The organism is Cupriavidus sp. 05N40 (assembly GCF_056397305.1).
The window spans coordinates 13,833-36,960 of the sequence record NZ_JBFTND010000046.1; the positions used below are offsets into that span (position 1 = coordinate 13,833).

Consider the following 23,128-nt stretch of genomic DNA (forward strand, 5'->3'; position numbering starts at 1 on the left):
GCTGGCCTTTGCGTGYGCCCGCTCTGGTCGGCAGACATGCTGGCGAGGTGCTGCGGTCAGGCGGCGCGTTGCGCGGGGTGCTGCAGGGTGGCCTTCAGTTCCTCGCGGTCGGTGGAGGTCGGATTGGCCTGCCAGCCGACTAGTTCGTCGTGCCAACTCTCCCACGCGTTCCGGTCGAAGTCCTCATCCAGCCGCCCGCCGTCGCGCAAATAAGCACCGATCACCTGCGTGCCATCCCAGTAGGCAATGGCCACGTCGGAGAAATCGGCAGTGGTTCCGATCGGCATGTCGCGTAGCAACATCGCCAGGTTTGCCTTGAATGCTCGGAATTCTTGGGAGGTCATGGCGGGCTCCGATGCGGAGGGAAGATGATGAAAGGTTGCACCTGATTTTTCGGCGCGTCAATTTGGAGCGTTGACCGATCGCGCCACACTCAATCTCCTACCCGTCGCTCAAACAGATCGCGTATGCCCCTGAGATTACAGGCCCCATGAGAGGCTCCAGGCTATCGGCCCCCAACATGGAGAACATATTGCCAGTGAGCCTGGAGCGCGTGGTTGGCATTCGATGAGCACGATGAAGTGCTATCGATATTGCCTCCCATCGCACGGAGACTGCTGCTGTTGTAGTCGGGGCCAAGTTCCATCGTCAGTGACGGCTGACGACCCACAAACCGCCATTCACATGCGGCCCGGCCCTGCTGCGCCGCGGCCAACCGTGCTTTCGTGACCGTCGCGCATCAGGAACGAAGATGCGCGACGGCCCGGCGACGGAGGAATGCGCGGTCTAGCGGTGTGCGAAAAGACTACCGCGCCCGCGTCACGGCGACATGGCTCGCCTTATCACACCGTGACGATGTTGGTGCTGACCTCGATGTTGCCGCGCACAGACTTCGAGTACGGGCAGATCTGATGGGCCAGGTGCGCGATTTTCTCGACGACGTCCTTGGCCAGACCCGGCACGCGAACGGTGAACTCGGCGCCGAGGAACCACGCGGCACCGGTCTGCCCAACGTTGACCTTGATGTCCACGGAATAGTCGGGCGGCAGCGTGACCTTCTTCATCGAGGCCGCAATCCCGAACACGGTGGTGTAACAGGCTGACCACGCGCCCGCAAACAACTTCTCGGCTGTCGGGTGCGGCTCGGTGGCGATGAACTCGATGTTTTCAACGCCGGGTGCTGTCAGCTTGAGGTCGAAGACGCCAAACTCGCCGCGCTGGGCATTGGGGTCGCGATTGGCCGTGGCGTGGGTGTTGCCTGAGGCGAGGACTTTTTCGATCTTTTCCATGATGGATTCCTTGAATTAAGTGGATTTAAAGCTCGTGCGATGTGATCGCATGCGTTGCATGAATGGCGAAGATGTCTTTGGCATTAAGCGGATAAGATTTAATCGCACGCGAGTTTCAGCATGAATGAGTATCTTGCTTTGACCAGATTCCTCAACCATATTTTGGTGAGACCCGTATGCCTTATCCGATCACGCCGTGACGATGTCCAGGCCGACCTCGATGTTGCCGTGCACAGCCTTCGAGTACGGGCAGAGCTGATGAGCCAGGTGCGCGACTGCCTCGACGACTTCCTTTGCCAGACCCGGCGCGCGGATGGTGAACTTGGCGCCAAGGCAATGCCCGGCTCCGACCGATCCAATGCTGACCTGGATGTCCACGGAATAGTCGGACGGCAGCGTGACCTTCTTCATCGAGGCCGCAATCTCGAACGCGCTGATGTAACAGGCCGACCACGCGCCCGAAAACAACTGCTCGGCTCTCGGATGCAGTTCGGTGGCGATGAACTCGCGGCTGTCACCGCCGGGTGCCGACAGGTTGAGGTCGAGGACGCCGAGTTCACCGCGCTGGACGTTGGGGTCGAGATTGATCGTGGCGTGACTGTTGCCTGAGTGGAGGACTTGTTCGATCTTGCTCATTTGAGATTCCTTCGATGTGTAAGTAGGAGCCCAGACTGTAAGTCGATGCGTTACGCTCGCCGAGTCTTGAATGGGTCAAAGGCGTGCTCGAAAGGATCAAGCAGTGACAGGTGGCGTCTGTTCGTGACGCTGTACCAACGGGGCGACCGCTGCTGTGTGCTTGCCGGGGTCGGTCGACCCGCCTACCCGACACCGCTCCACAGTCTGGTGAGCGGCGGCGTCGTGAGCTGTCAACTTCCCGGAAATCGTCGATAAGGCCGCGCAGTGCTTGACACTATGAATATCATAGTTATACTCTTGGCTCACCATCTGCGATGTGCGAGGCGTCACAAATTGTCCTACGCGAGCAGGGCGCCGCCGACTGCGCGAAGCGAACCTGTGCGCACTTGTCTTCCGACTGGGAAAGGGGACGTGGGGCGGAGGATGGCATCCTGACCTTAAGCCGCAGGAAGGCGACATCATCATCCGCGAACACTGGGGCCAAAGCGGCTTTGAGGTCATCCGCGCGCGATCTCGAAGACGAGCGTCAGGTGCGGTTCAGACTTAGGCAAAGCGGTCGACGGCTGCGCGAAGAGTTCTCGACTATGGATCTCTCTGAGGCGACTGGCCTCGCGCCAGACACTTTCGCCAAAGTAGAGAAGGCGATCGTGGCGCTGCGAAGCAATCTTATCAAGTCAGTCCAAAACGGCGAACGAGCGCTTAGCGGTCGTATTGCCGCTATCGATGGAGATGTCCGATATGCAATACGAGACCGACTGGCTCACCCGTTTCATGGATCTCRTGACCGTCACCGGGAAAGTGGATGCCCGGTGCTCGCTGGGAGCGCCGTGGGAAAAAAATTTCTCCCAGGCCGGAGCTCAAGAAATTCCGTACCACATCATATTGACCGGCAGGGCGCTACTCGAGAATTCGGTTGATGGGGCAACCTATGAATTGCGGGCCGGCGACATCGCGTTACTGCCGCACGGTTCTGCGCACGTGTTGCACGACGGCAGCGGTGCGGTACCGGTTCCGGCCAGGGAACGCGCTTCGGGCAGTCTCCTGATTAGCGAAAATGGCGGCTCTGGCGAGGCGCTGGACATGTTGTGCGGGCGATTTGTCGTCGCGCCGCCTCATGACCGTTTAATCCGGAGCTATCTTCCGTCGGAACTCGTGGTACGCACCGAAGACATCGGCATCGCTGCACAGAACCTGCCGCAGGCCGAACGTCTGAGCCGGCTCGTCGCGCTGATGCGAGCCGAAACGATGGACAACGAAGTGGGCAGCGGCGCGATCCTGAACGCGCTTTCGTCAGCGTTGTTTGCGTTGACGCTGCGGGCGGCCGGTGAGGCCGGTCAGGCACGTACCGGGATACTGGCGCTCGCCGCGCACCCAAGGCTCGCGCCGGCCGCTGCTGCAATGCTCAACGACCCGGCTCGTGCGTGGACGCTTCCGGAACTGGCCGGACTATGCAGCATGTCGCGCGCCACGTTCATGCGGCATTTCCAGGCGAGTCTCGGCCGCTCTGCGATGGATCTGCTGACCGACATCCGGATGAGCGCCGCCGCAAACGCGCTACGAAAATCCACACTATCCGCCGAGGCGGTTGCCGATCTGGTCGGGTATCAGTCGGTGTCTGCGTTTCGGCGCGTGTTTGCTGAGCGGATGGGGATGACGCCGGGCGAGTGGCGGCAGCACGCGCTTAAGGGCGGTGCCTCGCATTTATCGGACGACGAGGCAGACGGAACTGCCGAACGCGGGAGCGAGCGCGCATAGGGCGCGGAGCGCCGCGCCGCTTCTGCGGGCGCAGCACGAATTGCGGGACGAGGCTTAGCCCTTTGGCGCGCCGGCAGGTGGTGGGTCTGTGTCATCGTCGCCCGCCTGCCCGAGCGAAGGCAGGTACCTGCCGAAGTTCATTTCGAAGTCGCTCGGAACGCCGTAAGCCAGGCTACGGAGCTTGGCGCGGCGTGCCTGCCCACTTGGCGAGGCTAGGGCCGGGAAGAACAGGTCGATGCTCGACTGGAGTTCGGCACCCGTYGGCGTTCCGAACCGATTCACCTGGGCTTTCGCCGCGCCGAGTGTTTCACGGTCGAATGAGGCCAGGCGTCTGGCAAGCGTATCGACAAAGGCGTCGAGTTCGTCGTCGTCCAGCGTGCGGTTCACCCAGCCATAGCGTTCGGCGACGTCGGCATCGAAATCGTCGGCGCTGAGGACAATCTCAAGTGCCCGCGAGCGGCCGACCACGCGCGGGAGCCATTCCAGCGCTCCGCCGCCCGGGATCAGGCCGACGCCGACCTCGGGATTGCCGAACAGGGCGCTTTGCCGGCTGGCGAAGCGCATGTCGCAGGCCAGTACGAACTCGTTACCGATGCCGCGCGTGCGGCCACGAATCTTGGCAATGCTCACGACTGGCGTGGACGAGACGCGCAGCACGAAGTCGCGCCAAAGGCCCAGCACCTCAGGTCGTTCAACTGCCTTGGCTACGTCGAGATGGGCGACGAAAAAATCGGGATTCGCCGACTGGAACACTACGACCTTCACGGACGGGTCCGCCTCGAGGTCGGTCATGAGCGCTCCCAATTCGACGATCGTCGTGGGAACAAACATATTGATCGGCGGGTTGCTGAAGGTAATCGTCCAGCGGCCCGGATAGGTGCGGTCAATGTCGAACTGAGAAGAGTCGGGCATGGTGCTTCTCCAAAGGCACTGGTAKACCAGCGTGGCGTTGAAGGTGACCTCGGGTCCCGGCAGCTTGCACATCGGGGACCTCTACTGCGCGGATAAGTCGACTTAAGAAACAGCCCTTATCTCTCCGAGCACGGTCGGGATGAGTTCAGATACGGTCGGGTGTATCGGGACTGCCTGCTGGAGGGCCGTATACGGGATGCCGGCGCTCATCACGTCGGGCACGTGGTCGAGCGCCGGCATCGCCCCCCCGAAGAGCTTGCGCTCGACCAGCGCAACGGCCATTCCGGGATCGGTCAGCCGGCCCGTGAGGGATGGACCGGCCTGCCCGGCGCCGATGATGACTGCGTCGAAATCACGAGTCATGGGCGTTCGACCGCCGCGATGGCGACAGCGATCGGCAGAGCCGCCAGCTCACAAGGGCAGGTCCTTGCCTGCCTGCTCGCAAGCCATGTACTCCGCATACCAGTCCGGCCAATTCTCATCGCGTTGGCCGCCGGTTCGCTTCTCGTGCTCGCCGTGCGCGGCCTCCGCCCGCCGGAACGCCGCCGCGAGATCCGCTGACGAGGCGAAGGTCGTGGCGTCTGTGTCCACGCGACCGGGCGCTCGGTGGGTGAGTTCCTGGAACAGCCAGCCATTGCCGTCCGGATCGCTGAACGAGGCAAACGAGCGGTAGCTGCGATGCTCGGGGTCCGGACCGCTAACCCGCATCCGCCCGAACAGATACGGCTCATCCGCGCCGGCGTGCGCGCCGGCGGCGTCGTGGAACACTCCGCTGATCTCCACCCCACGTCCCAGCAGTTCCTTGCGAGCCGCCTCGATGTCGGAGACGATCAGGTACAGTCCCTGGGCGGAGCCGGGTGTGGCCGCGGTGACGTTCTTGCCGAAGATGACCGAGCACCCGGAACCGGGCGGCGTGAACTGGATGACGCGGAAGTAGCCATCGTCGGAGGCGTAATCGGCGTCAAGCCTCCACCCCAAGCCGCCGTAAAAACGCTTGGCGCGATCGACGTCCGAAACAGGGATGACGACGATCTCGAGCTTCATGTCCACGCCCCGCACGTTCGGGGTCTCGACTGCAGCGCTGCTCATGTGAACCTCCGCATGCTTGGGCCGCAACGCGGCCTTTGAGATTGACGACAACAACACCTGGCGAAGGGAACGGGATGTGGTTTGTCGGGCCGGATCAGCTGGCGCGAAGCATCGCGCAGATCCAGTCCCGATGCAGGGAGAACGTCGTAGCGGTGTTCGGCACCGGCGCCGTTGCCGAGTCTCTCCGGCTCCGGCATCTGCACATAACCGTCGACGACCTGCCTCGGCATTGGGCAGACGCCAGCGACAACACTAACAGGCGATGTACCCCTACGCTGGCAACGCCCGCTCACTTGCTCACATTGACCTTGGTCATATTGTAGGTCGGCCAGTGACGCGACGTCGTCGGATTTGGACGGGTCCCTCGGCCGTGGTCCTGGCGCGCCTCCAAGGCGCCCGCCCGCCAGCACGTTCTGGAGGGGCACTCCTGTGGAAGTCTGACCGGCCGCGCATCGGGATGACCAGGAACGCCGCCCGCAGTGCATGTCGCCCAAGGCGCTGTCCAGTTACCGCTTCAGCAAAGGCGTGACGACCTGCTCCAGCCGCTCGGCTGTCCAGGCCGGGCTGGCATCATCCCAGCCGTTATCGGCGAGGATCCCCGCGCGGTCGATGGTGAAGTTCACCGGAAGACGCCAGACCCGGCCGTAGCCGCCCGCGTAGGCACTACCCAGCAGTCCTACCGGAAAGGCGAGGCTGGCAGCCATCTTGCGTACGTCGGCGAGCGAGTCTGGCGTGTCCAGGCTGAAGCCGAGCACGGTGAGTCCTTCCCGGGCGTGAGCCGTCGCATAGGTCGACAAGACAGGAAGCTCTGTGTGGCACGGGCCGCACCACGTTGCCCAGAACGTGAGTACTACTACCTGGCCATGCAGGTCCCGCGTATCGATGTTGCGCCCGTCGAGCGTGCGCAGCACCAGCGGTGGCGCCGGCCGCCCCACCGCCAGGCTCTCCGCGCGCGCCGATGTGTGCCAGCCAGCAAGAGAAGGTCCGCAGGCAAGCGCGGCGGCCTTGCGGATCCAGTCGCGACGAGACGAGAGATCAGAACGCATAGGACACCCCGAGGTTGCCAGTCCAGCGAGGAAAGAGTTGGTACCCCTGAAGATTGCTATAGATTGCCTTCTGCAGAAAGGCGTACATGTGCACGTGCTCGCTCACGGCGACGGTGACCCCGGGGCTCAGGTAGAGCACGCTACCGCCTGTACTGATGGTGTCGCCAAGTGCGCCCTGGTCTGAGCTCTTGTGCGTGAAATTGAACTGTAGCTGGGGCACCACCTTTGGCTTGACTACGTAGCGCACGCCGGTGCTCACGGTCAGGAGATTGCCGGGACGATAGTCCGCATTGACGTCGTGCAGCCGTTGCATCACCGCCGCCTGGAATTGGCCATTGATGAAGGCGTCGAAATTCTGGCTGACCGGCTGGTAATAGTACGCGCCAAGGATCAGGTCGGTGCTGCCGGTACCGGGTTGCAGGCTGGCGTCGAGCGCCTGGCCCGCAGCCGCATTCGGGCCTGAGGAGAAGAACACCGGGCGGCCCACGGTGGCGCCGGTGACGACATTCTGGCTGCCGTAGGCGCCCGTGGGCAGCTTCACGCCAAGTTGCACACCAAGGTTTCGGGTGGGCAGGAAGCCCTGGTAGGTGCCGATGAGCTTGATATCGCCCAGGCCGCTGGCCGTCACACCGCTCACGTTGTCCGGCGTGAGCTGGTCGGAAGTCGCGTTGCCGTACGTGGTGTGGCTGCGGTCGATGATGGGGACGATCGTGCTAAAGCTCCAGCTGCTATTCGGGCTGTAGCTCAGGCCCAGGTTGTAGTAACGGTTGATTGTCTGCTTCTCCACCTCCTGGCTGCCGCCAGCGTCGTTGATTGCGGCAGCCTGCGTGGCGGGGACGGATCCTGTCCCATGGCGCAGCTGGTTCTGGTTGATGAAGCTGTAATCGAAGCTGATGCGCCAGCCTGGCATTGTGGAGTAGCCCATGGCGGCATCGGCGCTGAGTGAGCAGCCGCAGGTGGCGCAGCCGAACGCAAACGAGGGAAGCAGCAATGCGGCACCTGCGGTGCCGGCGCGAAGGATCGGATTCATGGTGTTCAGGGCAATACGGGGGCGGACCGGTAGTCCGCCCGTGGCATGGGCGCGCGCCCGTGCAGCGCGCGGGCGATCAGGCGAAGCCGATCATGCCAAAGGCGGCGCTCGGGCCGTCGCGAGGAGAATGCTCGGAGGCCGATAGGCATTGCGCTGTAACACCGGCCGCACAAGGCCAGGCTGGCTGAGGCGAGGCTGAAAGACAAACGGCGCGTGCGGTATCGCATTAGTGTTGCCGAGATCCGCGCAGACCAGGCAGCAGAGGGAATCGCCGAGGCTTTGGTGGTTGCCGGGGGCGCCCTGACCGAGGGGCGTTTGATCGGCCACTGAGACCACGCTTATGCCGCTTGCGCTGCAGATCGAGTGATCTAGCATTGCCTCGGCCGATTGCCCGTGGGTCATCGGCAGCAATGGCGCGTGCAGCGCCATGCCCAGCAGCGCGAGCCAGAAGACGAGCCGATGGGTGAAGGACATGTTGCTTCGTGTAAATGGGGGGCTGATTATCGTGGCGAGCCGTCGCCTGAAAGGACGCTTTGGGCTTGATTCAGCTAGACCGGGGGGGACACCGAGTCGCACCCACTGCCGCCGGATCGGCATTTGCGCCGGAAGTCATCGCAAACGGCCCCTGTCCATTCATATTTCCAGCTTACGCCGCATCTCCCCGCATTCCGTACGCTACGCCACTCTCTTCCAGGAAGCCAGCACGACGTCGCCCGTCGCCGGTCGGCATTGACCGGGCGCGGTGTATTGCGCCACCCCTGTTTCGGCGGAGTTCACCGCATCGCTCGAACAACACAAAGCTGTGCATCCATTTGCGCAATCAACCGCTTGTTGGATCGGTTCCGCGGCATTCCGCCTTTGCGGCGTTGCGGATTGCTAATCGGGAGGGCTGTGCGACTTGCTTTCTGTCTCGTCCGTGATCGAAGTGCGCGCGAATCGCATTTGATATTCGCTCGGCGAAAGGCCGGTCTTGCGCTTGAACAGTTGCCGGAACGTGCTGAGGTCTCCATAGCCGACGCGTTGACTGACCATCTCAAGGCCAATGGGCCTTGATTCCAGCAACTGTTTGGCTACTTCGATGCGCAGGTTCTGCAGATACGCCAATGGTGCCAGGCCTACTGCCAGCTTGAAACGCCGGTTAAGCGTCCGTTCGCTGACAGCGAGCCACTCGGCGAGCTCGCTCAGCCGAAACCCCTGCTGAAGTGTCGCCTCCATACGCTGTTGCGCTCGTGCGACGAGCGGATCGGCATGACCGTGGTCGTCGAGAAGCTTCGCATAAGACGCTTGAGAAGTCCGGTTCATGTCGATCAATAGTGACTTGGCGGTCCTCGCGGCAAGCGTCTCGCCCGCGAACGTTTCGACCAGCCGCACGGCGAGGTTGAGATACGACGTCACGGAGCCGCCCGAGATGATGCGATCTTGCGCGATCAGGATCTCCGAGGCCCGAAGCTCGACGCGCGGATAGCGTCGGGCGAAGTCCGCCGCAGTGGCCCAGTGTGTCGTGGCGACCCGGCCGTCCAGCAAGCCCGCCTCGGCAAGCAGGTAGTTGCCGGTGCAGTATGTGGCCAGCACGGCGCCCGCCTCGCTTTGGCTCCGTAGCGCGGAGGTCAGCGCGTTCAACTGCTTGTGGCGGCCGATGAATTCTTCCATGTTGGAGAAGAAAGGGGCCGTTACCAGAATGGCGTCCGAACGCTTGCGGGGATCGATTTTCCCGTCCACGGCAATGCTCTGGCCCGATGCGGCCTTGACCGGTCCTCCGTCCAGCGACTCCACGCGCCAGGTGAACTTGGGGGAAGGATGGCGACTATGTGCGGCTTCCCGTGCACTCAGGTGGTTGGCGGCATTGAGGACGTCGATGGGTCCCGCAACGCCCGATGCCAGGATGCCGTCATAGACCCAGATCCGGATCGTGATCATTTGCGTATGTGTCTGATATTCCTCGGATGATGGCAATACTGCCACTTCCAGGTCTGCCCGTAAAGGCCGATGATCAGCGAACCGAAACACCTGAAGAAGGAGTGACACCATGCCAATGATCGACGCACTGTGGCCGGAAGATGCCTTGACGCCTGAAGCGGAAGCACGCCTGGTTAAAGAACTGACTGACATCCTGATCAAAGCCGAAGGGTACGACCCGGGCAATCCGGTTGCGCAAGCCGTATCGGTATTCCATCTGCATCGACCGGCCGCGGTATTCGTCGGAGGAGAGCGCTCGAAGGCAGTGCGCTACCGGATTATTCCTTCGGCGCCCGAGGGGCAGTACACCGATGAGTCGCGTAGCGCACTGGTTAAAGCGATCACGGAAGCGGTCGCCCGTGCCGAGGGCCGACCGTTCGACGAGGTCGTATCGCGGGTATGGGTCTTTCCGACAGAAATTCCGGACGGTACCTGGGGCAGTCGCGGCGTCATCCTCAGGCTGCCCGCCATTCATGCGCTACTGGCCGGTGAGTCCGAACGCAGCGCCGGCGAGGAGCGACTCGCGCGCAGACGGCGCGAAAAAGCACGCATCACGCTGGAAGCCGCCGTTGATGCCATTAGCGCTGGAAGTGCCAGGTCATAACAGCGTCACATGTCGTGCTGGCGGTGCGCGAGCGGATGCCCGCGCCCGCTGCCAACGTTCAAAGAACCGAAGGAGAACCTACAAAGCTCCATTCCTCGTCCGACACGTCCGTTGGGTAGGGTCTGCGTTTCGTCATCTCCCTATGACATGAGCCGTGACGAAAAATGCATAACACGCTCTAGTCGCGCTTGTATGCCAACACCGCACCGCCCGCCCCCTGCCGCAATTCGATTGTCAGTGTCGGCGCTGGCATCCAGCGCAGTGTGTCCCCCGCAGTGGCAGCCGGTGGCCCGAATCTGGACTTCATCCTCTCGCCGAGTTTGTCGATTCCAACGTCGGGCTTGAACAGGTACTCGGCCTGGCTAAACCGTCCATCCGGTGCGTAATGGACATCGAGCTGCCTGGCATCGGCCGTGGACGGGATGGGGGTGTAGCTGTCGACGCTATCAATGAGATCCAGCTTGATGGCTTTCATCAGGCCACTTCCCTGGATGGCTCGCCGTAGCGATGTACGCGTCGCCTGGCTGAGCGGGACGCCATACAGGCTGGTTGCCTGCACCGGACCAGGCTGCGGCAACGTGGGCGATTGATCCCCCAGTTGTGCCGATGCTGCGGAATGGCTCTTGGCCAGCGCCGCCATGATGTGCTCTGTTGCCGGCGATGTGGCTGCAACCTGGCGCGGCGTGATGGCCATGTAGCTGATGCCGGGACGAATCTTGCAGGGACTCGAGGCTGCCTGGTTGTCGCAAACAATGGCCCCCGTCATGATGTTGACCCAGCGGCGCTGCTCGTCCGTCGGAACCGGGATGCTGCTCGTGGCGGGGAATGTCCAGGTACGATGTAGCGCGTAATAGTTGACGGTGCCGGCAATGAACTTGCCAATCGACAGATACGCCTTCCCGTTACCATCATCGGGACAGAACACGACATCAGTGGCGGCAGGGTAACCGTTCGCCGCTTCGGTATCGCTGTACATCATCTGCGGCACCGCCTGGCAGCGGCTAGTCTTGTGCTGGCTCTTTGGTTTGCGCTCCAGCTCGAGCGCACTGGCCGGATCCAGCCGTTGGCCAAGAAAGATGGTCACTGCGAGCAGTTCTTCCCAGTCGGCTTGCCACGGGTTCTCCGGTACGAAACGCTCGGTCGTGACCTGTGACGGTGCCTCGGCGGCCATCCTGGCTGGCGAGGGGATTCCACGCCAGCCTGCCGGCAAGCCCGGCTGGAACAGCAATTTTTCGCCGGGCGGGAGAGACGGCGGATCGGCTCGCACGACGGTTGTTATCGTGAGGGCGGCCAGCCCCGCCATCAGCGCCGGGACGGTCGGCCATCTCCAGTCAAGGGCGAATGGCATCAGGCCTACCCGACTGACGCGAAGGCTTGCTTGTATCTGTTCCACCAATTTGCTCCCCAGTCCCGCAGGCGCCCGACATAGGCAACCCTGGCGGCGTCACGCGCGACATTCGGGCCATACCAGTCAGAATCGCGGAACGTACTCGCCGGCGATGTGTTGATGTGTTCCTGCTCCGGACTAAACAGGTACGCCACATGCAGCAGGTCTGCCTTCTCGGCGCGATGGAACTCGACCACTACGAAATCCTGCGGATAGGAGATCCCGCGCACGGACATCTCGCCTGCAGCGGCGCGTTCAGCCTGGCCAATGCGCACGCTTCGGTCGTCCCAATGGGTCCACGGCGGCGTGAAGATGTTGTGCATCAGCCAGCAAGACTGACTGCCATTGGGTTCGTTCGATTCGTTGACCACGTAGAGCGCATTACCGTCATCGCAGGAGCGCGCCACCGGGAACCCCGTCGCTGGTGAGGTCTTCGCCACGACTGACTGGACTATCAGCGCGCCGGCGAGTCGCTGATGTTCGATGCGACCAAGGAAATAGGTCGCGATCGTCTGATCTGGACGGTTGCCGCGGATATCAGATAGCACCGTCCACGTACCGGGAGGCAACGGTAGTCGGTGCCCGCCAACTTCGAACATATCGCGGAAAGTCTTGCCCATTGGAGCCTTGGCACCAGGGGACGCGCCTTGCACCGGATCGGAGTAAGCCGAGCCGGCCGGGCGTGACAGTGCAAGTGGTACCTCGCGCGGCGCGGCAGGCGCGGGCTGCTGGATGCGCGCGGCCTCCTGCTTTCTGGGATGTGCGACTGGCACCTCCGGTGGTGCTGGCATCGCTGCACGGGGGAGATCTCCCGCAGGAATGGCGGGCGGTGGGGCCGGCTCGGTCTGCGGTCGGGGTTGAGCCGTGTAGGAGGCCGTGGCCTGCAGGTCCTCTGAAGTGGAACCGCGCAGGTGCGGTGGATTCCGCCCGAGGCAAACGAACAGCACGGTGGCGACCGTCGCCAGCAACACGGCGCTACGCCATATTGGAGCGCGTGCCCACAGCCTGCGCCAGGCACCGGACCAGGAAACGTTTGCGGTCATCACGAGACGGGCTTGGCAACAATGCGCTTGTCTTCGGCAATCAGCGCAATACGGCTATGGCCCTTCTGTCGCGCTTCGATCAGGGTGTCGGCAATGGATTCCTCGGCTGCCCGCACCAGATCCCGCGACGACGCGCCACCGCCAAGCCGCGCCTGCCGTTGCATCAGTGCGATCAGCACTTCCGGGGCGATGCCGCCGTCCACGATCTCGAGGCCGTAGCTCTGAATCATCGCCTCGATTTCGAGTGCCGTTACCCGCGCCACATCCATTCCGGAGAGCGGCTTGAACACGAAGATGCGGTCGATGCGGTTGAGCACTTCGGGCGCAATGCCAGCCTCACGCAATGCGTTGGTGGCAGCCTGGCGCATGCCATCGGCATCATTCTCGAAGCGTTTGCTCAGTTCCTGGAGCGCATCGGTCGCCGCATTGGTAGTCAGGATGAAGATGGCTTGCGTGGTCGGGATCTGCTTGCCGTCAGACGCTTCCGTTACAAAGCCGTCGTTCCAGGCAGTCAGGAAGTTCTTGTGGACTTCCGCATGCGCTTTTTCGAACTCATCGAGCAGCACGACCGAGTTGGGTACATCACGCAAGGCGGCTGTGAGCTTGCCATAGGTGTCCGAACCGGCGTACCCCTTGGATGAACCGAACAGCGAGGTGGCAGCGAAGCCGCCCTTCGAGAACTGCGTCATGTCCAGGTGCATCAAGGCACGTTGCAACTCGCTGGCCAGGCGCTTGGCCAGATAGGTTTTACCCGTTCCGGGCGGTCCGGCGAGCAAGAAAACACCCACCGGCTTGCCGCGCTGCTTCAGCGCGAGGCGCCTGCGTATCTGCATTGCCATGTCGTCGCACACGGCATCCTGTCCGATGACCTTGCCTTTCAGTGCCTCGGCGAGCTGGTTCGCATCGATAAAGACCGATTCGGCATCGGCCGCGAGTTTTTCCTCAAGCACACGCTTGTTGGTCAAGCGATCCAGAACATCCATTACCCATCCCCCCCGATTGCCACTGGCGGACAAGGTCCGCGTGCGCTCATGAATTAGTCCGGCAAAGACGAAGAACCATAGCCCGAAGGCCACAGCAAAAAGATACCAGGCCACTTCGCGCAGCCGGTGCAAAGCATCCTGCAGGCCGTCGTGCATGACCGCTCCCGAAGGCCCATGTTCTATCCAGAATTGGGCGATGGCGATCAACGCGATCGCGACAAAAGCCAGGGGGAGCACGCGGCTGGCGGCGTTCAGCAGTCGGACCATCTTACGGAGCCTGGGTGCGCAGGCCGATAGTCTGCCCAACGCTCATGATTGGTAATGTCACGCGCGAGGCGCCGGAAGCCACGCCGACCGTGATGCCACCGCCTTCCCCGTCGCGCATTCCGGCGATATTGACGACCCCGGACGACGCAGCAGGAACCGCGAACGTCATTGGCTGGCGCGTCAGGGTGACCACCCGGGAGTATCCCTGGCTCTGGATGCGTACGACGTCGCCATCCTCATCGTCGGTGTCCCACAGCGTCAGCCAGATCAGCCGGGTTGGGTGCCTGGCCGGAGCGACTGGCCGCACGGTGCTGACCGGAGCAGGGTGAGGGACGGTCTCGGGCCCCTGCGCCTGTGGCGTGACGGACGAGCCTGTGCCGGTGGCGGGCTTCGGCGAAGCCGCAGCCGCTTCAATCGGGCGCTCATGCAGGTCGGCTGTCAGTGCTTCGCGCGCGATCGCGCTGAGCCGCATTCCTGCAAGGGCAGTCTCTTCATCCTTTGGTTCGACGGCAGCGACCGGCAAGGCGGTGACGGCGTTGAAGGCCTCGAGTCTTGCTTGCTGCTGCGCGGATGAGAGATGATCCACGTCGTGCAGAAGGAAGGCCGGGGACAAGCGCCCGAACTGCCCCGAGCCGGCCAGTGCAGCCATCATGACCAGCGCGGCAAGAAGTGTCGCGGAGGCTAGCGTGCGCGGCAACCTCGTCGGCAAAGGCTCGCTGYGCGCGCTCAGACGCGGCGGGTCGAGTGGAACGTCGTTGTCCATCAGGTGTTTGTTCTTCTTGGTGGTCTTGAGGAGCTACGCCGAACAAATCCCCATGATACTTGGAACTCAAGATATTGGCTTACGCTGCCCGCTCRAGGCAAGCAAAAATAGAGATTCATCGCCGATTTCCGGGGAAGGCCAATGATTCGACGCCCCAGTCCGGCCATAAAGCGACATTTGCCAGTTTCCACAAATCCAACAACATTCACGCCTCATTTGCCTGTCTTTCACAAGAGACATTACGAGGTCTTTTGGTAACCATTTCCGGAAATTAATGCCGTATTTCCCTGTAGGTCTAATGCGAAACCAATCGCCAAAAAAACGAAGCTTCAAGGAAAACATGCGAGCCGTCGCCATCGCTCTTGCCACGCTCTAGGGAGGCGGCGCCAATGGCTTACAGCAGGGATTTTTTCGAGTTGCAGCTTGATTTTGCCCGGGCAGTTGCGGGTCTTGTCGACATGCCCGTCGAACGAGCATTGCTCGACTACACGAACTTCTACATTCGGTTTGGGCTAGGCAGGGATTTTGACCAGCGTCATCCCATTTGGCGTCAGTACGTCGATGGACTGACCCGGACATCGGATATTGGCGAATGGACGTATCGTTTCTATCTCACGCAAGGTGAGGATTCCCGAACTGCAGCGGCCGCTGGCTGTTTTTCATACGCGATGCAGGACGCGGAATGTGTGCGAATTCATTTCCAGAATGCGGAATCCACCACGGCATCTCCTTTGAGCATGGAGCGCATGCCTGCACGGCTTGCTGAACTCCGGTCACTCTTCGGTGACGTCAAGCGCAACAGGCAACAAGTGACACGAGTCGTGGGCACCTCGTGGCTCTATAACCTCCCTGCATACCAGCGGTGCTTTCCCGCGGCGTACGTCGCGAGCGCCAGGGTTGCAGAACCGCGGTATCGCCACGTATCGCTATGGGGACAATTTCTCCACCGCGATGGCTCGCTCAGACTCGGCGTTGTGCAGGATTTCAAGAGACGGCTCTTGAATCTGACGAATGTTCGAGACTTGGCACTCACCTTCCCACTGCAGGCGCTCGCCGTCGAAGCCCCGATCGCGGAGTTTTATACCTTCTACGGAATACAGCCCGATTGCTAGTCAGCTGTTCCGTCCTACGAATGTTCGAATGACCGCGACGAGGCGCTGGCAGGCGGCGCGGACAGTGCGGTCGGCTCGGGTGCGGGACCGCTTCATCATCACATTCCGTCCCGACGACTAATAAGGCACCTCCAAGTGGTCAGTACGCTACGCAGCCTGCGATAGGTCTTTGACAACTCGCTGCCCTGGATATCGCCATGGCGTGAAGTTCCAGCCACGTCCTGCGCAATTGGCGCTCACTTGTCAAATTATCCGTATGCGACGGCGCCTGTAGAAAGCACCGATATATTACAATGCGCCAGCGCGGCGTCGGATAATAGCGGTCGCATCATTTTGAGCAGGATTTTTGGAATTCCCCCATGGAAATTAAGGTCAACTTTCTCGATAAGCTACGTCTTGAAGCCAAGTTCGATGACTTCACGGTGGTAGCCGACCAGCCGATCCGCTATAAGGGCGATGGCTCTGCACCTGGCCCGTTCGATTATTTCCTGGCCTCGTCGGCATTATGTGCGGCTTACTTTGTCAAGTTGTACTGCGCAAATCGCAACATTCCGACCGATAATATCCGCTTGTCGCAGAATAATATCGTCGATCCGGAAAATCGATATCAGCAGATTTTCAAGATTCAAGTCGAGTTGCCCGCGGATATTTCTGCCAAAGACCGCCAGGGTATTTTGCGCTCCATCGATCGCTGTACGGTAAAAAAAGTGGTGCAAGCCGGACCCGAGTTTGTGATCGAAGAGGTAGAGAGCCTGGATGCCGATGCTCAGTCGTTGCTGACCTTGAAGCCGGCGTCTGACGCCGGCACCTATATTGCGGGCAAGGATCTGCCATTGGAGCAAACCATCGCCAATATGTCTGGCATTTTGGCGGACTTGGGGATGAAGATTGAAGTCGCTTCATGGCGCAATATCGTTCCCAATGTCTGGTCGCTGCATATCCGTGACGCACACTCGTCAATGTGTTTTACAAATGGCAAGGGATCGACCAAGGAAAGCGCGCTGGCGTCGGCGTTGGGGGAATTTATCGAGCGCCTGAATTGCAACCATTTTTATGTCGGTACGTTTTGGGGCGAAGACCTCGCCAATGCGGCGTTTTTACATTACCCGAACGAGCGCTGGTTCAAGCCTGGACGCAAAGATGCGCTACCGGCTGGAATTCTCGATGAATACTGCCTGCCCATTTACAATCCGGATGGCGAATTACGTGGCTCGCACCTGTACGAAACCAACTCGGGGAATGTGCAGCGCGGTATCTGTTCGCTGCCGTTTGTACGGCAGTCGGACGGCGAAGTGGTGTATTTTCCCTCCAATCTGATCGAAAACCTCTACGCCAGCAATGGCATGAGTGCCGGTAATACACTGGCCGAAGCGCAAGTGCAATGCTTGTCCGAGATTTTCGAGCGGGCGGTAAAGCGCGAAATTCTGGAGGGCGAAATGGCACTGCCCGATGTGCCCCAGGAAGTGCTGGCGAAATACCCTGGCATTCGGGCAGGCATTCAGGGGCTGGAAGAGCAAGGTTTTCCGATATTGGTGAAGGATGCTTCGTTGGGTGGAATTTATCCGGTGATGTGCGTCACCTTGATGAACCCACGAACTGGCGGTGTCTTTGCTTCGTTCGGCGCGCACCCAAGTTTCGAGGTGGCGCTGGAACGGAGTCTGACAGAGTTGCTGCAGGGTCGCAGTTTTGAAGGCCTGAACGATTTACCGCAGCCCACCTTTGTCAGTAACGCCGTGACGGAGCCGAACAATTTTGTCGAACACTTCATTGATTCCAGCGGCGTGGTGTCGTGGCGCTTTTTCAGCGCCAAGGCGGATTTCGATTTTGTCGAGTGGGATTTTTCTGGCCAAGGCGAGAACTCCAATGTCGAGGAAGCAGCAACCTTGCTCGGCATTCTTGAGGACATGGGTAAAGAGGTGTACATGGCTGTGTATGACCAGCTAGGCGCCATTGCTTGCCGGATTTTGGTTCCGGGCTATTCGGAAGTTTATCCTGTAGAAGATCTGATCTGGGATAACACCAACAAGGCACTGTCGTTCCGCGCAGATATCTTGAACTTGCATCGCCTGGACGACGCAAGCCTGGAGGCCCTGCTTGAGCGTCTGGATAACAGTGAGCTCGATGAATACGCCGACATCGCCACGCTGATCGGCATCGAGTTTGACGAGAATACGGATTGGGGGCAGCTGACAGTGTTGGAGTTGAAGCTGCTCATCAATCTCGCCTTGCAGCAATTTGAGGCGGCGCACGAGCTGGTGGGCGCCTTCTTGCAGTACAACGACAACACGGTCGAGCGCGGACTGTTTTACCAGGCCTTGAATGTGGTGCTGGAAGTGCAGTTGGATGACGATCTGAACCTGGACGACTACGCGGTCAACTTCCGCCGGATGTATGGCAATGCGCGGATGGACGCGGCGCTGGGTTCAGTGGACGGCAGCGTGCGTTTCTTTGGTTTGACGCCAACCAGCATGAAGTTGGAGGGGCTCGACAGGCACCACCGCTTGATCGACAGCTACAAGAAATTGCACTCGGCGCGGGCAAATGTGGCGGCTATAGCCAGTTAAGGCTAAGGATCAAGAAGGCGGGGAAGGCCTCCATCGGGAAGCACTCGCCTTCAGTGTCCGCTTTCGAGAAAGCTCAGAGGCCGCTCAGGGCAGGCAGGGACAGTCGCAGTTCCTCGGCGGGTCATCCGCCCGAGATTGGCTACGGCCGTCGGCCCGCCGGTCCATTCGAACGCCCGGGCGTCGTTTCAACTTAAACAACGGACATTCGCGCATCGACGGCACTAGTCGGTTCGTCGGCCGATGCGGACACTCGAGATTCTGGTCACCACATCGAATTCGCTAGCCGAACGTGGTCGCCGTCGCGCCGCACCGGCACTCACTGAGCCCGGTTGTCCTGTTTCGCCCGCTGGGCCTGAATGAAACGGAGCTCGTTTGCGGCCCTGGTATCGGAAGCATCCAATTCGAGGCATTTGCGATACAGGGCCTCGGCCTCAGCGAGTTGGTGCTGTTCTACGTAGACATATCCCTGGCCGCGCCATGCCCGCGAAAGCTCAGCGTTTTTCAGCGCCGGTGGAGAAAATTCACGCGCTTGCGTTTCGGCAGCCTGGAAGGTCTTCATCGCCAGAGACCAGTCCTTTTCGCGTTGATACACACTCGCCAGTTCCGCAAGAAATTGGGAATTGTGCGGAGCCAGATCAATGGCCTGTTGCAGCGAGACCTTGGCATCCGCGAGCCGGCCAAGCTCGACCAGCACGTAGCCTTTCATGTAATACGCGTAGGCCCAATTGCCGGAGACAACCCTGGCCGGCGTCTTGGCATTGGATGCTTCCACGAGGTAAAACAATGCCTCGGGCTGGAATCTGGCACTAAACAGCTTAACCTTGCTGCCTTGGAGCGCGCTCTCATACATGGCGCTTACCTTGTCGAAGTCCTCGATCGCTTCTGCTCGCTTGCCCGCGATGGCCAGTCGCGAACCCTCCTGTAGCAGTCGTGCAGCTTCGGTATCGAGCGCTGAAGGCGTGCTTGCCTCCTGCGCCAGACATGAGACCGAGAGCAGCAGCGCTGCGGTCGTCAGTAGTACCCGTACCAGCTTCATGGCGTATCTCCCCTTATTACCGTTATTTATCCATTTGGATCGCATGCGGAATGAGAGAGTCGCTGGGTCAGGGCAGATGGCGGGTGCAAAAAGTGCTTCTCGATCGCCTCGTTGCCTGCAATGACCATACCGCCAGATCGGGACGGCTGGAATCTCGTTTCGCACGGATTGCGCTCCAGGCTCATGGTTGCGCATTGCAATCCTTCTGCGGACTGCAAGCTACCATCACCAGAACGGGGGGATGTTGCTTCTGAAGTGGGGTATGTTGCGGCGACCCAACGGACGCACACCGCTGTCGGGTCAAACTGAGTTACCAGGAACTTGATGACGCTTCCACTCGCTAGTCGCGGCGTTGTCAGCTTCCGTACTACGCACGGAATTCCCCGGGGTTCTTTCCCGTCCATCGCTTGAAAGCTCTTCGAAAATTCGCGGGATCGGTAAAGCCAGTGAGTACCGCGATGTCGTCGATGCTTAATTCGGTTGTTCGCAAATACTCCGTGGCCAATGAGCACTTTACGTCGTCGGCTATTTCAACGAACGATACCCCCTCGGCAAGGAGATGGCGCCTCAATGTCCGCGTGGTCATGTGTAGCGCGGCAGCGGCTTCATCCATTGATGGAAACTGGCCGGGTGTGCGCATCATCAACTGATAGATCTCGCCGGCGGTTCCCGTGGAAGTCTTCGCCTGGCCTATCAGGCGGTCGCATGTATCCTGGAGCAGCGTCGAGGTCAGCCTGTGCGCAAGCTGCGGCCTTCCGTCAAGGATTGCGCGGGGATAGTCGAGTTCGCATTGCTCCTGGTTGAACAAGCAAGTGCATTTGAAATAGGTCGCATAGAGGCCCGCATGAGCCGGTGCGGGATAGGAAAATCGGGCCTCGACCGGAAGGCATCCGGCGCCGGCAATGTCCTTCAGATGGGTGACATGCTGGGCGAACTGCTGCTCGATCAGGAACCGCCGCAGTTCCGGCGAGGGGCTAGTGATGAAGGCATCCGGAAATACCCACACCGCCGTGTCTGGATCTTCCCGCCACTGAATGGTTAAGGTTGGCGTGGCGAGTTTGTGATACTTCACGCCCAGGTTGAAGAAGTCCTTTACGGTTTCGCTGCACATCAGTGCATATCCGTACATCCCATATGCGGACAGGTGCATGGCAAGACCGACTTCGAAGGGAGTTGCCGGGTCTGACGACAAACGCACGGCGTTCTGGCACACCTGCAGGTACTGACGGACAGAGGTTTGCGTTTCGGGGCTATGAATGTCCGCCACTGCCAATCCGCTGCCTTGCAGGCAGGCCTCTGCCGAGAGGCCCTGGCGTTCCAGCACCTCTACCAGCATTTCGATTTTGTACGGCGCGTAGATCCGGTCGTTCAGTAGTGGGGGGCGAGCCGCCATGATCTCTCCTGTGTCTCTTTCGGACATCAATATGTCCGAAAGGGACCTTACCAGGCAAGTCTTTGCTTTCTAGTATTACCGCACAGCCTGATCCCCGGCACCTGCCGCAGGACATGAGAACAGCTAGGAGACAGTAAGTGCAGAAACGCCTCAACGTGACCGTCGTGGGTGCCGGCCTGATGGGTCATGGCATCGCGCAAGTCTTTGCCGCCGCAAATCACCTCGTGACATTGACCGACTCCAACGAAGAAGTGCTCCATAAGGCGCCGGCTCACATCTCTCACAATCTGGTCCAGATGGGCGGCAAGGCGCTCTCGGTTCTTCGCAATCTACGGCTCGAACGCGACCTGAAAGCAGCGGTTGCCGAGGCAGACCTGGTGATTGAGGCGGCACCCGAGCGAATCGAATTGAAGCAGCACCTGTTCCGGGAAATCGCCGCGTCAGCGCCCGGCCATGCCATCTTGGCCAGCAATACCTCCGTCATTCCAATTAGCGAGATCGGCCGCGAGTTGAGCGATGCGGCCAAGGCAAGACTGCTAGGTACCCATTGGTGGAATCCGCCGCATCTGGTGCCGCTGGTCGAGGTGATCCGGATCGAAGAAACGTCCGACGATGTCTTCAATGAAACGTTCGCCCTCCTGGAACAAGTCGGCAAATGCCCCGTAAAAGTTCATAAAGACGTACCAGGATTTATTGGCAACCGACTTCAGCATGCGCTGTGGAGGGAAGCCATTTCGCTCGTCTACCGGGGTGTCTGTGATGCGAAGACGATCGACATCGTCGTGAAGCAGAGTTTCGGCATGCGGCTACCGGTTCTGGGCCCCATGGAGAATGCCGATCTGGTAGGCCTGGAACTCACCCGAAACGTCCATCAGCTCATCTTTCCCGACCTCGATAACTCGCGAGAGCCTTCTCCGCTTCTCGATGATCTGCTCGGGCAGGGAAATTCAGGCATGCGGACCGGGAAGGGTCTGCGTGACTGGACACAAGAGTCCGCCGATGAAGTGCGCAACGCCCTTGCCATGCATCTGATTACCGCCCTTGGGCGCTAACCATCCACCAGAGACTTTGGGTGTCACTATGAGCAAAGCCAACAACAAGGTAATCATCACCTGCGCGGTTACCGGCGCCATGCATACGCCGACGATGTCGGAGTACCTTCCGATTACGCCTGACCAGATCGCGGAGCAGGCGATCGACGCAGCCGCAGCGGGTGCCTCCATTCTGCACCTTCATGCCCGCGATCCCGTCGACGGAAGGCCTTCGCCAGATCCGGAGCTGTTTCAGCAGTTCGTTCCCCGAATTGCCGAGGCCACGGATGCCGTGATCAATATCACGACGGGTGGGAGTACGCGGATGACGCTGGAAGAGCGCCTCGCTTACCCGCTGCGCGCAAAGCCGGAAATGTGTTCTCTCAACATGGGTTCGATGAACTTCTCGATCCATCCGATCGCAAGAAAGATCACGAACTGGAAGCATGAGTGGGAACGCCCATACGTTGAGGGGATGGACGACCTGATCTTCCGGAACACCTTCAAGGACATCACCCACGTGCTGCGCGAGCTGGGCGAGCATGGAACCCGGTTCAAACTGGAGTGCTACGACGTCAGCCATCTTTATAACCTGGCCTATTTTGTCGATGAAGGACTGATCAAGCCACCGTTCTTCATTCAATCCATCTTCGGGATCTTGGGCGGGATTGGACCTGACCCTGAGAACCTGACGACGATGCGCACGGTAGCGGATCGACTGTTTGGCCGGCAGAACTATGCGTTCTCCATCCTCGGCGCGGGCCGTCACCAGATGTCGCTGCTCACGATGGGAGCGATCATGGGCGGCAATGTCCGGGTGGGACTGGAGGACAGCATCTATCTCGGCAAGGGTGTCATGGCGAAAACCAACGCTGAACAGGTCCGAAAGATCCGTCGCATCCTCGAGGAACTCTCCCTTGAGATCGCGACTCCCGCAGAAGCGCGAGAGTTCCTGCAACTCAAGGGTCGGGACAAGACCCGATTCTGAGCGGCTTCGGATTATCCAATTCCCATTTCAAGCATCACCGCGCCCCGCCACGAGGCGGGGGGGGGCGCTGCCATGCGCGCCAAGAATGCGCCATCTACTCTTAGAAAACATGGAGACAACATGCCTGCCACCACAAATGTCAGCGTAGGGCTGACTGCCGATGCCAACGGGCACGCGCTGTCCGAGGACCAGGTCTATCGAAAAATCACGCTGCGGATCCTGCCGCTGATTTTCTTCTCATACC

The 23,128-nt window shown here is 60.4% G+C and carries 23 protein-coding genes; 7 read left to right on the forward strand and 16 right to left on the reverse strand.

The window, feature by feature from the left end:
* Window positions 1-56: 56 nt before the first annotated feature.
* The 3 genes from AC1DO7_RS13315 to AC1DO7_RS13325 form a co-directional block, all read right to left on the reverse strand.
* Complete coding sequence (locus AC1DO7_RS13315; RefSeq protein WP_441614097.1) at window positions 57-344, reverse strand: hypothetical protein; 288 nt, start codon at window positions 342-344, stop codon at window positions 57-59.
* A gap of 498 nt (window positions 345-842) precedes the next feature.
* Window positions 843-1,289 carry an OsmC family protein gene (locus AC1DO7_RS13320; RefSeq protein WP_441614098.1) on the reverse strand — a complete coding sequence of 149 codons (447 nt, stop codon included), beginning with the start codon at window positions 1,287-1,289 and terminating at the stop codon, window positions 843-845.
* 189 nt (window positions 1,290-1,478) lie between these two features.
* Window positions 1,479-1,925, reverse strand: coding sequence for an OsmC family protein (locus AC1DO7_RS13325; protein WP_441614099.1), 447 nt, complete (start codon window positions 1,923-1,925; stop codon window positions 1,479-1,481).
* A 738-nt stretch (window positions 1,926-2,663) separates the two neighbouring features.
* Here AC1DO7_RS13325 and AC1DO7_RS13330 point away from each other — a divergent pair.
* Window positions 2,664-3,680 carry a cupin domain-containing protein gene (locus tag AC1DO7_RS13330; protein WP_477116223.1) on the forward strand — a complete coding sequence of 339 codons (1,017 nt, stop codon included), beginning with the start codon at window positions 2,664-2,666 and terminating at the stop codon, window positions 3,678-3,680.
* Window positions 3,681-3,734: 54 nt separating this feature from the next.
* On the opposite strand, the gene AC1DO7_RS13335 is transcribed toward AC1DO7_RS13330, so the two are convergent.
* The 3 genes from AC1DO7_RS13335 to AC1DO7_RS13345 all read right to left on the reverse strand — a co-directional run bounded on the left by AC1DO7_RS13335 (window position 3,735) and on the right by AC1DO7_RS13345 (window position 5,681).
* Window positions 3,735-4,592: an enoyl-CoA hydratase/isomerase family protein gene (locus AC1DO7_RS13335; RefSeq protein WP_477116224.1), complete on the reverse strand. Its 858-nt coding sequence runs from the start codon at window positions 4,590-4,592 to the stop codon at window positions 3,735-3,737.
* Between the two features lie 102 nt (window positions 4,593-4,694).
* On the reverse strand, window positions 4,695-4,955 hold the full coding sequence (locus AC1DO7_RS13340; protein ID WP_441614102.1) for a hypothetical protein: 261 nt from the start codon (window positions 4,953-4,955) through the stop codon (window positions 4,695-4,697).
* 48 nt (window positions 4,956-5,003) lie between these two features.
* Window positions 5,004-5,681 carry a VOC family protein gene (locus AC1DO7_RS13345; protein WP_441614103.1) on the reverse strand — a complete coding sequence of 226 codons (678 nt, stop codon included), beginning with the start codon at window positions 5,679-5,681 and terminating at the stop codon, window positions 5,004-5,006.
* Window positions 5,682-5,755: 74 nt separating this feature from the next.
* Here AC1DO7_RS13345 and AC1DO7_RS13350 point away from each other — a divergent pair, with 74 nt between their 5' ends.
* Entirely contained in the window at window positions 5,756-6,004 is a 249-nt protein-coding gene (locus tag AC1DO7_RS13350) for a DUF6130 family protein (protein ID WP_441614104.1), read from the forward strand.
* A 183-nt stretch (window positions 6,005-6,187) separates the two neighbouring features.
* On the opposite strand, the gene AC1DO7_RS13355 is transcribed toward AC1DO7_RS13350, so the two are convergent.
* The 4 genes from AC1DO7_RS13355 to AC1DO7_RS13370 all read right to left on the reverse strand — a co-directional run bounded on the left by AC1DO7_RS13355 (window position 6,188) and on the right by AC1DO7_RS13370 (window position 9,674).
* Window positions 6,188-6,727 carry a TlpA family protein disulfide reductase gene (locus AC1DO7_RS13355; RefSeq protein WP_441614105.1) on the reverse strand — a complete coding sequence of 180 codons (540 nt, stop codon included), beginning with the start codon at window positions 6,725-6,727 and terminating at the stop codon, window positions 6,188-6,190.
* Window positions 6,717-7,757: a transporter gene (locus AC1DO7_RS13360; RefSeq protein WP_441614106.1), complete on the reverse strand. Its 1,041-nt coding sequence runs from the start codon at window positions 7,755-7,757 to the stop codon at window positions 6,717-6,719. Before AC1DO7_RS13360 ends, AC1DO7_RS13355 begins: the two co-directional genes overlap by 11 nt.
* A gap of 90 nt (window positions 7,758-7,847) precedes the next feature.
* Window positions 7,848-8,231 carry a DUF2946 family protein gene (locus AC1DO7_RS13365; protein ID WP_441614107.1) on the reverse strand — a complete coding sequence of 128 codons (384 nt, stop codon included), beginning with the start codon at window positions 8,229-8,231 and terminating at the stop codon, window positions 7,848-7,850.
* A 402-nt stretch (window positions 8,232-8,633) separates the two neighbouring features.
* Window positions 8,634-9,674, reverse strand: a complete 1,041-nt coding sequence (locus tag AC1DO7_RS13370) for a GlxA family transcriptional regulator (protein WP_441614344.1) — start codon at window positions 9,672-9,674, stop codon at window positions 8,634-8,636.
* A gap of 109 nt (window positions 9,675-9,783) precedes the next feature.
* Here AC1DO7_RS13370 and AC1DO7_RS13375 point away from each other — a divergent pair, with 109 nt between their 5' ends.
* A complete protein-coding gene (locus AC1DO7_RS13375) occupies window positions 9,784-10,317 on the forward strand; it encodes a tautomerase family protein (RefSeq protein WP_441614108.1) in 534 nt (177 codons plus the stop codon).
* Window positions 10,318-10,495: 178 nt separating this feature from the next.
* Here the strand turns inward: AC1DO7_RS13375 and AC1DO7_RS13380 are convergent, their stop codons facing one another.
* The 4 genes from AC1DO7_RS13380 to AC1DO7_RS13395 all read right to left on the reverse strand — a co-directional run bounded on the left by AC1DO7_RS13380 (window position 10,496) and on the right by AC1DO7_RS13395 (window position 14,760).
* A complete protein-coding gene (locus tag AC1DO7_RS13380; RefSeq protein ID WP_441614109.1) occupies window positions 10,496-11,665 on the reverse strand; it encodes a hypothetical protein in 1,170 nt (389 codons plus the stop codon).
* A gap of 5 nt (window positions 11,666-11,670) precedes the next feature.
* Window positions 11,671-12,324 (reverse strand): hypothetical protein, encoded by a 654-nt coding sequence (locus AC1DO7_RS13385; protein WP_441614110.1) that lies wholly within the window; start codon window positions 12,322-12,324, stop codon window positions 11,671-11,673.
* Between the two features lie 422 nt (window positions 12,325-12,746).
* The gene (locus tag AC1DO7_RS13390) at window positions 12,747-13,997 is read right to left on the reverse strand and encodes an AAA family ATPase (RefSeq protein WP_441614111.1); all 1,251 of its coding nucleotides are present in this window, start codon (window positions 13,995-13,997) and stop codon (window positions 12,747-12,749) included.
* A gap of 1 nt (window position 13,998) precedes the next feature.
* Window positions 13,999-14,760, reverse strand: coding sequence for a hypothetical protein (locus tag AC1DO7_RS13395; RefSeq protein ID WP_477116225.1), 762 nt, complete (start codon window positions 14,758-14,760; stop codon window positions 13,999-14,001).
* A 389-nt stretch (window positions 14,761-15,149) separates the two neighbouring features.
* On the opposite strand from AC1DO7_RS13395, the gene AC1DO7_RS13400 reads away from it, so the two are divergent.
* Together AC1DO7_RS13400 and AC1DO7_RS13405 are read left to right on the forward strand one after the other, a co-directional pair.
* Complete coding sequence (locus tag AC1DO7_RS13400; protein ID WP_441614113.1) at window positions 15,150-15,872, forward strand: hypothetical protein; 723 nt, start codon at window positions 15,150-15,152, stop codon at window positions 15,870-15,872.
* A 359-nt stretch (window positions 15,873-16,231) separates the two neighbouring features.
* Window positions 16,232-18,436: an OsmC domain/YcaO domain-containing protein gene (locus AC1DO7_RS13405; RefSeq protein WP_441614114.1), complete on the forward strand. Its 2,205-nt coding sequence runs from the start codon at window positions 16,232-16,234 to the stop codon at window positions 18,434-18,436.
* Between the two features lie 316 nt (window positions 18,437-18,752).
* Here the strand turns inward: AC1DO7_RS13405 and AC1DO7_RS13410 are convergent, their stop codons facing one another.
* On the reverse strand, window positions 18,753-19,472 hold the full coding sequence (locus AC1DO7_RS13410) for a tetratricopeptide repeat protein (RefSeq protein WP_441614115.1): 720 nt from the start codon (window positions 19,470-19,472) through the stop codon (window positions 18,753-18,755).
* A 367-nt stretch (window positions 19,473-19,839) separates the two neighbouring features.
* Window positions 19,840-20,865 (reverse strand): AraC family transcriptional regulator, encoded by a 1,026-nt coding sequence (locus AC1DO7_RS13415; protein ID WP_441614116.1) that lies wholly within the window; start codon window positions 20,863-20,865, stop codon window positions 19,840-19,842.
* 137 nt (window positions 20,866-21,002) lie between these two features.
* Between AC1DO7_RS13415 and AC1DO7_RS13420 the strand changes: the two genes are divergently transcribed.
* Together AC1DO7_RS13420 and kce are read left to right on the forward strand one after the other, a co-directional pair.
* Complete coding sequence (locus AC1DO7_RS13420) at window positions 21,003-21,917, forward strand: 3-hydroxyacyl-CoA dehydrogenase family protein (RefSeq protein WP_441614117.1); 915 nt, start codon at window positions 21,003-21,005, stop codon at window positions 21,915-21,917.
* Between the two features lie 28 nt (window positions 21,918-21,945).
* On the forward strand, window positions 21,946-22,884 hold the full coding sequence (kce, locus tag AC1DO7_RS13425) for a 3,5-dioxohexanoate:acetyl-CoA acetone transferase (protein ID WP_441614118.1): 939 nt from the start codon (window positions 21,946-21,948) through the stop codon (window positions 22,882-22,884).
* Window positions 22,885-23,128: the final 244 nt, after the last annotated feature.